The following is a 2992-nucleotide window of genomic DNA, read 5'->3' as shown; positions in this document are numbered from 1 at the left end:
GAGCTCGATGCGGAAGCCCCGCACCTTGACCTGGTGGTCCAGACGCCCGAGGTACTCCAGTTGGCCGTCCTCGCGCCAGCGCACCAGGTCGCCCGTGCGGTACAGCCGACCGCCGGCCTCATCGAACGGGTCCGCCACGAAGCGCTGTGCCGTCAGGCCGCTTCTGTTCAGGTAGCCGCGCGCAAGGCCCGCTCCGCCCAGATACAGCTCACCCGCCATGCCGGCCGGCACCAGATTCAGGTCGACATCGAGCACCACTGCCGTGCGGTCGCCGACCGGCGAGCCGATCGGCATGTAGGCCGCATCGAAGCCCTCGCCCGCATGCGCCTTGGCGATGGTCGGCGTGATCACTGTCTCGGTCGGCCCGTAGCCGTTGATGATCCGCGGCGGCCGCAGGTTCGACATCACGCGGTCGAAGGCGGCGCGCGAAGTCGCTTCGCCGCCCACGGTGTAGGAGCGCAGCGAAGGCACGCGCCCCTCTTCGCCCATGCCCTCGGCCAGCTGCTGCAGATAGCTGGGCGTGAAGCAGGCGATGGTGATGCCATGACGGCTCATCTCCTCATGGCTGCGTTCCACCGACCACAGCTCCTCGTCGCGCGGCATCAGCGCCGAGCCGAAGGCCAGGGGCGTCCAGATGCGCTCGTGCGCGCCGTCGAAATTGATGGACGCGAACTGCAGCTCGCGGTCCTGCGGCGTCATGCCGTAGACCTTGCCGATGGCCAGGATGTGCATGCCCAGCGGCCCGTGCGCGACGGCGACGCCCTTGGGCTGTCCGGTCGAGCCCGAGGTGTAGATGACATAGGCCAGGTGCTCGCCGCTCAGCGCGACGTAGGGGCTGTCTTCGCGACCTGTTTCCAGCGCCTGTGCATCGAGCAGCAGCGTGGGGAGTTCGCGCATCGCGGCCGGCAGGCGCCCGCGCACATGGGCCTGCGTGAGCAGCATGCAGATGCCGCTGTCGGCGGCCATGAATTCCAGCCGTTCGGCGGGATAGCCGGGGTCGAGCGGCACATAGGCGCCGCCCGCCTTGAGCACGCCGAGCAATGCCACCACCATCTCGATGGAGCGCTCAACCGCCAGGCCCACCCGGCTTTCCGGCCGCACGCCCAGCGCGATCAGCCGATGGGCCAGCCGGTTGGCGCGGGCATCGAGTTCGGCATAGCTGAGCTCGGCGTCGCCCATGATCAGGGCCGTGGCCTCGGGACGCACGCGCGCCTGCCTTTCGACCAGCCGGTGCACAAAGGCTTCTTCCTGCCCCTGTTCAGCGGAATTCCACTGTCCCGTTCCCCAGCGCTGCAACTGCAGGCGCTCGGCTTCGTCGAGCAATTCGACCTCGCGCAAGGTCTTGCCAGGGTGGCTCACCAGATGCTGCAGCATCGCGACGAAATGCGTCGCCAGCCGCTCGATGGTCCGAGGCTCGAACACTGCCTTGGCGTAGGTGAAGACGAAGCCGAAGCCACCGTCGGACTCCTCCAGCGTGTCGAGCGCCAGTTCGAAGGGTGCCGTCTGCTCGTCGATCTCGTAGGGCTCCAGCGCGAGCCCGGGCAGTTGCCCCAGCGCGCCCAAGTTCTGCTGCTGGTGGTTGAAGATCACCTGGAACAGCGGTGGTTGGCTCAGGCTGCGCTGCGGCGCGAGCGCATCGACCAGCTGCTCGAAGGGCAGGTCCTGATGAGCCTGCGCGTCCAGCGCCGCCTGGCGTGCCTGCGCGAGGAGCTGGGCCAGCGTCGTGTGGCCTTCCACCGTGTTGCGCAGCACCTGTGTGTTGACGAACAGGCCCACCACGCCGGCAACCTCGGGCCGGTCGCGGTTGGCGACCGGCACGCCGAGGCGGATGTCGGTCTGGCCGCTGTAGCGGTGCAACAGGCCCTGGAACGCTGCCATCAGCAGCATGAAGGGCGTGGCCTTTTGCGCGGTGGCGCTGCGCCGCAGTTCGCGCGCCAGCGCCTCGGGCAAGGCGGCACGGTAGCGGGCCACGCGATACGGCCCCTGCGCGGGGCGCGGATGGTCGCCCGGCAGCTGCAGCAGAGGCTGCGCGCCGCCGAGCTGCGCCTTCCAGTAGTCGAGCTGCCGGTCGCGCTCCCCCGCATCGAGCCAGTTGCGCTGCCATGCGGCGTAGTCGGCATAGCTCAGCGTCGGCGTGGCAGGCTCCGGTGCGGTGCCCGTGGCGTGCGCGTGATAGAGCTGACCGAATTCGTCGATGAGGATCTGCATCGACCAGCCGTCGGCCACGATGTGATGCAGCACCATCACCAGGATCTGCTCGTCGTCGGCCAGACGGATCAGGCCCACGCGCAGCAGCGGGCCGGCGGCCAGGTCGAAGGCTTCGCCGGCCATGCGGCTTGCCTCCTCCTGCGCCCGGCCGTCGCGCGACTGCCCAGGCTCGGCGCGCAGGTCGACTTGGCGCAGATCGGGCATCGACCCGGCATGCACGACCTGCTCGGCCACGCCTTCGGCGCTGGCTCGGAAGGTGGTCCGCAGCGATTCATGCCGCGCCACCAGCGCGGCCAGGCTGGCTTCCAGGGCCTGCTGGTCGAGCCGCCCCTTCAGCCTCAGCGCGGCCGTGATGTGATGCGCCGCGCTGGCGGGCTCCATCTGCCACACGAACCACTGCCGGGCCTGCGCGTACGACAGCGGCAGCACCGCCCCCCTGGGCCGCGGCACGATGGGAAGCCGGCCGAAGTCGATGCCCTGCTGCCGCAACGCCGCGATGAATTCCTTCTGCTTTTCCGGCGGCAGCTCGGCAAAGCGTTGTGCGATCAATGTGCTGCGTGCGTTCACTTAGGCTCCCAGACTTTCCAACAATGCATCCATGCGATCCAGCTCCGAGCCATCCTGCTCGGCGTGTGCGGCCTGTGCGCGGCCTTCCGCCGCCAGGACTTCGGCACAGGCCGCGAGGCTCGGGCATTCGAAATAGCGCTGCAGCGGCAGGTCGACGCCCAGACGCGCCTTGACCAGCTGCCGCAACTTCAAGGCGGCCAGCGAATGGCCTCCGAGC

Annotated in this window: 2 protein-coding genes; both read right to left on the bottom strand. The window is 69.1% G+C overall.

The genetic code is table 11. The features are described from left to right. Nucleotides 1-2775, bottom strand: a 2775-nt coding sequence (locus EJP67_RS33450) for an amino acid adenylation domain-containing protein (RefSeq protein ID WP_126026012.1), incomplete at its 3' end; no start/stop codon positions are given. Continuing rightward, nucleotides 2776-2992 (bottom strand): phosphopantetheine-binding protein (locus tag EJP67_RS33445; RefSeq protein ID WP_133373067.1); only part of this gene is annotated, 217 nt, incomplete at its 5' end.

The organism is Variovorax guangxiensis (genome assembly GCF_003952165.1).
Classification (GTDB): domain Bacteria; phylum Pseudomonadota; class Gammaproteobacteria; order Burkholderiales; family Burkholderiaceae_C; genus Variovorax; species Variovorax guangxiensis.
Note: the sequence above shows the minus strand (reverse complement) of the source record. Positions and strands in the feature narration are given on the sequence as shown.